Source organism: Actinomadura geliboluensis, assembly GCF_005889745.1.
Lineage (GTDB): Bacteria > Actinomycetota > Actinomycetes > Streptosporangiales > Streptosporangiaceae > Spirillospora > Spirillospora geliboluensis.
On the sequence record NZ_VCKZ01000513.1, the window covers coordinates 1 to 5,909 of the forward strand.

General features: G+C 72.5%; 8 protein-coding genes and 1 tRNA gene. 4 read left to right on the forward strand and 5 right to left on the reverse strand.

The annotated features are described in order from the left end of the window. The first annotated feature begins 184 nt into the window (after positions 1-184). From ETD96_RS39975 to ETD96_RS47815, 3 genes are all read left to right on the forward strand, one after another. Positions 185-592 (forward strand): HIT family protein, encoded by a 408-nt coding sequence (locus tag ETD96_RS39975; RefSeq protein WP_138641687.1) that lies wholly within the window; start codon positions 185-187, stop codon positions 590-592. A 96-nt stretch (positions 593-688) separates the two neighbouring features. Then, a complete protein-coding gene (locus tag ETD96_RS39980) occupies positions 689-1,369 on the forward strand; it encodes a B3/B4 domain-containing protein (RefSeq protein ID WP_240808564.1) in 681 nt (226 codons plus the stop codon). Continuing rightward, complete coding sequence (locus tag ETD96_RS47815) at positions 1,369-2,232, forward strand: EamA family transporter (RefSeq protein ID WP_138641688.1); 864 nt, start codon at positions 1,369-1,371, stop codon at positions 2,230-2,232. The genes ETD96_RS39980 and ETD96_RS47815 overlap by 1 nt, the downstream gene beginning before the upstream one ends. A gap of 63 nt (positions 2,233-2,295) precedes the next feature. Here the strand turns inward: ETD96_RS47815 and ETD96_RS39990 are convergent. From ETD96_RS39990 to ETD96_RS40000, 3 genes are all read right to left on the reverse strand, one after another. Beyond that, positions 2,296-2,380, reverse strand: a tRNA-Ser gene (locus ETD96_RS39990). Between the two features lie 10 nt (positions 2,381-2,390). Beyond that, entirely contained in the window at positions 2,391-2,828 is a 438-nt protein-coding gene (gene tadA, locus ETD96_RS39995) for a tRNA adenosine(34) deaminase TadA (protein WP_138641694.1), read from the reverse strand. A gap of 76 nt (positions 2,829-2,904) precedes the next feature. Beyond that, positions 2,905-3,342, reverse strand: coding sequence for a tRNA adenosine deaminase-associated protein (locus tag ETD96_RS40000; protein WP_138641689.1), 438 nt, complete (start codon positions 3,340-3,342; stop codon positions 2,905-2,907). Positions 3,343-3,528: 186 nt separating this feature from the next. Between ETD96_RS40000 and ETD96_RS40005 the strand changes: the two genes are divergently transcribed. Further along, entirely contained in the window at positions 3,529-4,854 is a 1,326-nt protein-coding gene (locus ETD96_RS40005) for an alkaline phosphatase family protein (protein ID WP_138641690.1), read from the forward strand. 60 nt (positions 4,855-4,914) lie between these two features. On the opposite strand, the gene ETD96_RS40010 is transcribed toward ETD96_RS40005, so the two are convergent. Together ETD96_RS40010 and ETD96_RS40015 are read right to left on the reverse strand one after the other, a co-directional pair. Further along, on the reverse strand, positions 4,915-5,400 hold the full coding sequence (locus ETD96_RS40010) for a tRNA adenosine deaminase-associated protein (RefSeq protein WP_138641691.1): 486 nt from the start codon (positions 5,398-5,400) through the stop codon (positions 4,915-4,917). Between the two features lie 155 nt (positions 5,401-5,555). Beyond that, positions 5,556-5,768: a hypothetical protein gene (locus tag ETD96_RS40015; RefSeq protein ID WP_138641692.1), complete on the reverse strand. Its 213-nt coding sequence runs from the start codon at positions 5,766-5,768 to the stop codon at positions 5,556-5,558. Positions 5,769-5,909 lie beyond the last annotated feature (141 nt).

The following is a 5,909-nucleotide window of genomic DNA, read 5'->3' on the forward strand; positions in this document are numbered from 1 at the left end:
GTCCCCAGAGGGTCCTCGCCTACGCCCGCGCCAACATCGCCGAGGGCTCCGGCGGCGACCACAAATGGCGCGTCGGCCTGGCCCGCGCAGCACCGCCCGGCCCCGAACCGGCGGCACACACTCTCCGCCCCGCCGCCCGTGCACGTTATGGCGGAAGCGAAGGCGCCGGTGAATCATCAAGCGGATGAGCCCCTGCACCTTCTGCGAGATCATCGCCGGCCGGCTGCCGTCCTACCGCGTGGCCGAGGACGAGCACACGGTCGCATTCCTGGACATCGCACCTGCCAACCCAGGCCACACCCTCGTCGTACCGCGCGCGCACGCGGCGAACATCTGGGACATCCCCGCAGCCGCCTACGGTCAGGTGGCGCAGATGGTCCACAAGGTTGCTGCCTTGCTGAGTGCGACCCTCGCACCGGACGGCCTCAACATCGTCCAGGCCAACGGAGAGGCGGCCTGGCAGGAGGTGTTCCACCTCCATGTCCACCTCGTTCCCCGTTGGCACGGTGACGACCTACGCCTGATGTGGCACGCGACGGAGGCGGAACCCGACGAACTGGCTCAAGTCCAGCGGCGCTTGACCGCCACCTGACGGACCCCGCCTAGACAAGGATCCTCACCGGCCGTTGTTCGGACTAGGCCGCGGTCGGTCGGTATAGTGGTATCGGCGTTTCATTAAAGTGACCGTATGGAGGGTTCGAAAATGCTGGAGCAGGTCGTCGTGGACGAGGCCGTCCGGGAGCTGCGTCCCGACTTCGCCGTGCTCGTGATGACCGCGGAGGGGCTGGCGAACGGGCCCGGGGACGCGGAGTCGGAGGGGTGGCTGGCCGAGGCGGCGGCGAAGGCGGACGCCGAGGACCCGCACGTCGAGGCGTGGCGCGAGGCGTACCGGGCGTTCGGCGCCAAGCCGCAGCGGACGCGCCCGTCGGTTGACGCGCTGCTCCGGCGCGCGGACGCGTTGCCGACCATCAACAAGGTCGTGGACGCCTACAACGCGGTGAGCGTCGCGTACGCGCTGCCGATCGGCGGCGAGGACCTCGACGCCTACCGGGGGCCGGCGCGCCTGGTCCGGGCCTCGGGGGACGAGCCGTTCGACGTCATCGTGGGCGGGGAGCCCGCCGTCGAGCACCCGAACGCGGGCGAGGTCGTGTGGCGCGACGACGCCGGCGTGACGTGCCGGCGGTGGAACTGGCGCCAGTGCGTCCGGACGCGGCTGACGGAGGACACGAAGAACGGCCTCTTCCTGCTGGAGAGCCTCGCGCCCTACCCGATGGAGCGGCTGACCGAGGCGGGCGACCGCCTGGCGGAGCTGCTGCGCGCGATCTCGCCGGACGTCCGGATCGGAAGTCGGCTGCTCGGCGGACGGTGATGGTCACGGTCCTCGCGCTGAGCGCCGCGCTCGCCTACGGGGTCGCCGACTTCCTCGGCGGCGCCGTGGCGCGCAAGTCCACGGCGTTGAAGGCACTGACCTGGTGCGTCCCGATCGGGCTCGTGGTGGTGCTGGTGGCCGCACTGCTCGGCGGTGGGAGCGCGAGCCCCGGGCCGCTGGCGTGGGGGTTCGCGGCGGGGATGAGCGGCGGCGCCGGCCTGATCGCGTTCTACCGGGCGCTGGCGCGGGGGCCGATGAGCGTGGTGGCGCCGGTGTCCGCGCTGGCGGCGGCGGTCCTGCCGGTCGCCGTGGGCATCGCGAAAGGCGAGCGGCTGGACGCGTCCGTGCTCGTCGGGGTGCTGCTGTGCCTCGTCGCGATCGGCCTGGTCAGCATGGAGGCCGGGGACGGCGGCGCGGCCGCCGCAGGCCGCCGGCTGGACTCCGGCCCGATCATGGCCGCCGTCTCCGGCACCTGCTTCGGCGTCTTCTTCGTCCTGCTGGAGGCGGCGGGGGACGGCAGCGGCCTGTGGCCGATCGTCGGCGCCCGCGTCGGCAACCTGCTCGTCGTGGTCGCGGCGGTGCTGTTCCTGGTCGCGCGCGGCCGCGGCCTCGGCCCGCGGGTGTCCGGACGGACGCTGATCGGGCTCGCGCTGCTGTCCGGGAGCCTGGACGCGGGCGCGAACGTCCTGTACTTCCTCGCGGTGCACGACGGCCTGCTGAGCCTGGCCGCCGTCCTCACCTCGCTCTACCCGGCGATCACGGTGCTGTTAGCGCGGATCGCCTACAGCGAGCGCCTGCGCGCCGTCCAACGCGTGGGCCTCCTCGTGGCCGCGGCCGGTGTGGCCCTGGTCACGGTCGGCTGAGCCACCCCGAAAGGACGCAAGCACGAGAAAGGGCCGCGACTTCGTCGCGGCCCTCGGTATGAGCGGTGGTGGTGGGATTCGAACCCACGGAAGGTTGCCCTTCACACGCTTTCGAGGCGTGCGCCCTCGTCCACTAGGCGACACCACCGCGGGAGAGCCTACCCGACTCTGCGGCGCGCGAAGAACTCGATAAGCGGTGCGGCGCACTCGTCGGCCATCAGTTCGGCGATCACCTCGGGCCGGTGGTTGAGGCGCCGGTCCCGGACGACGTCCCACAGCGACCCGATCGCGCCCGCCTTCGGGTCGACCGCCCCGTACACGATCCGGTCGACGCGCGCCTGGACGGACGCCCCCGCGCACATCGTGCAGGGCTCCAGCGTGACGACCAGCGTGCAGCCGGACAGCCGCCACGTGCCGAGGGACGCCGCCGCCTCCCGCAGCGCGACGATCTCCGCGTGCCCGGTGGGGTCGGCGGACGCCTCGCGGTCGTTGCGGCCGGTGCCGATGACCTCGCGGGACGCGTCCAGCACGACCGCCCCGACGGGGATCTCCCCCGCCTCGGCGGCGGCGCGCGCCTCGTCCAGCGCCCGCAGCATCGCCGGGACGTACCGCGCGAGGACGGGATCGGTCACACCGCCCGCCGGATCGGAGGCGTTCGCGGGACGGCGGGGCTCAGTCACGGAGGCGGTCGAATTCCTCGCCGAAGCCGGCCTGCTCGGCGACCGCGAGGAGCGCGTCGCCGGGCAGCGCGCGCTCGCCGAGGTCGGCGAGCCGCTTGGCCTCGACGCCGAGGTCTTCCAGCAGGGCCGGGTCGCCGCCGGAGTCGCCGTCCGGGACCTCGCCGACGAGCTGCTGGAACAGCGCGCCGAGCCCGTCCTCGCGGATGGTGGACACGAAGGCGCGGGGCTCGTCCTCCCCGTCCAGCCGGACGACCGCGAACCAGTCGTCGTCCTGCTCGATCAGCAGCAGCACCGGGTCGCCGTAGGACTCGACGGCGGCCTCGCGCATCAGGTCGGCGACGTCGTCGACGTGGTCGGCCTCGGCGAGCACGGCCTCGGCGCCGACCCAGCCCTGCGGGGTCCGCGCGAACACGGCGGCGAAGTAGGACACGTGCTCATTGTGACCCACGGGGATGTCGCGGTCACACCCCTCGTGCGCGGTCGAATCCGGACACCGCTCCCCGGCCACGGTTGTGAATAAACTTCAGGTTCTGTCCGGTGGCGGACGGCTGCCGTCCTTCCCCCGCGTCCCGGAAGTCCGGATACTGCACAGCGGTCCCCATCCGGGAGGAACGCCATGAGCGCGGACGAACTGAGCAGGCGCGGGTTTCTGGCGGGGACGGCGGGCGCCGCGGCGATCCTGGCGGCGGGCGCCGCCGGCGGGTCGTCCACCGAGGCCCACGCCGCCCAGCTCGCCGCGACGAAACGGGCACCGGTCGCCGAACTCCCCGATCCGGCGGAGTCCGGCATCGACCACATCGTGGTCGTGATGATGGAGAACCGGTCCTTCGACCACTATCTCGGCTGGCTCCCAGGCGCGGACGGCCGCCAGGCCGGCCTCACCTTCACCGACGCCGACGGCAACGAGCACGGCACCCACCATCTGAAGGTGCCGTGGGGCTGCGGCTTCCAGGACCCCGACCACTCCTACGCGGGCGGACGCGTCGAGTACAACGACGGCAAGTGCGACGGATGGCTGCGCGCCGGGAACAACGACGTGTTCTCCATCGGCTACTACGAGGGCCCCGACCTGGGCTTCCACGGTCACGCCGCGCTCGACTGGACGGTCTGCGACCGCTACTTCCCCGCGATCATGTCGTCCACGTTCCCCAACCGGATCTACCAGCACGCGGCGCAGACCGACCGGATCTCCAACTCGCTGACGATCTCCGAGACCACCACCATCTGGGACCGGCTGAAGGCCAAGGGCGTCTCCTGCCGCTACTACTTCAGCGACGTCCCGTTCACCGCGCTGTGGGGGCTCCGCCACCTCGACATCAGCCGGAGCATCTGGGAGTTCCGCGCCGACGCCCTCGCCGGGCGGCTGCCCGCGGTCAGCTTCGTCGAGCCCGGCTTCCTCGGCGAGATCTTCCTGCCCGGCATGTCCGAGGACGAGCACCCGCTCGCCGACATCCGGTTCGGGCAGGCGTTCCTGAACGAGGTCTACACGGCGCTCGTCACGTCGCCGAACTGGCCGCGCACCCTCTTCATGATCAACTACGACGAGTGGGGCGGGTTCTTCGACCACGTCCCGCCGCCCACCGGCCCCGACCCGCGCCCCGACCTCGGCACCGGGCTGCGCGGCTTCCGCGTCCCGTGCCTGCTGATCTCGCCGCGGGCCCGGCGCGGCGCCGTCGCGCACGAGGTGTACGACCACACGTCCGTGCTGAAGGCGATCGAGTGGCGCTGGGGCCTGGAGCCGCTGACCGTGCGGGACGCCGCCGCCCGCAACATCGCCGAGGTCCTCGACTTCACCAACCCGCCGGACACGCGCGCGCCCCGCTATGACGCCAGGCGCCCCATCAGCCTCGGCTGCCTGGACCCCGCCCACAGCCACACGGGCGACGACTGGGCCGGCCTGCACGATTACGCCCGAACCCACGGTTTCCCGACATCCGCCTGATCAGGGACTGCCGGACGCGGCCTACGACGTCAGGCGCGCAGGGGCCGAGAGAACAGGGGATCAGGGGACGGCGTCGAGGGCGCGCTCGAAGGCCGGCGCGAAACCGACGCGGCCGGCGATGCTGAGCAGCATCTCGTCCGGGTACAGCTCCAGGTCGCCGGAGATCGCGCCGAGCTCCATCTCGTCCAGCCCCAGGTCGGCGAAGATCGACATGTCGCCGACCGGGAGGACCTGGTCGAGCTCCTCGTCCTCCGGGATCGGGATGTCGAGGTAGTCGAGCACCTGGCCGGCCAGCGGCCAGTCGACCGAGGCCGTGACGTCCGACAGGAACACCATGACGTCGTCGCCGAGGAGCCGGATCGCGACGAAGAAGTCGTCGCCGACCGAGACCAGCCCGACCGTGCCGCCGAGGCTCGGCTGCTGGCGCAGGGCATGGATCAGCCCCGCGAGGTCCTCGGTCAGCGCCACCGGGAGGATCTCGGCCTCCCAGCGCTCGTCTTCCCGGTACACCACGACGGCGAAGTCCGTCGCGTCCACATCCGTCATTTCCACCCCACCGGCGCGTCTCCTGCCAGGGCATGGTCGCAGATGCGGCGCGCAGACGCGTGCCCCACCGTCAAACTCGGCGCCGCACCCGGCGGTCAGACCGGGAGTCGGCACCACGTACTGGTACCTGGCGCCAAGAACCTATCCAATCCCCATCAATTGATGCGGAAGGTGCGGCGCCGCAGGGCCGCGTGGATCCGCGCGCGGCGGGACCGGTGCGGCGTCACCCGGGCGCGCAGCTCGCGGGCCTCCGCCAGCTCGCGCAGGAAGACGGCTCTGCGGCGCAGATGCTCGCGCACCTGCTCGGGGGAGATGTCGCCCTGCGGGCCGGGGCGCGGCGCGGGCTCCTCGCCTGTGACTTCGGTCACCGGGGCGCCCGCCGCGGGGGGAGCGGCCTCGGAGGCGGCGTCTGAGGCGGAGGCGGGAGTGGCGGGTTCGGAGGGTCCTGGAGCGGTGGCCGGCGGGGGGGCGGCCTCCCGCGGCCGGGCCGGCGGTCCGGCCGGACCCGT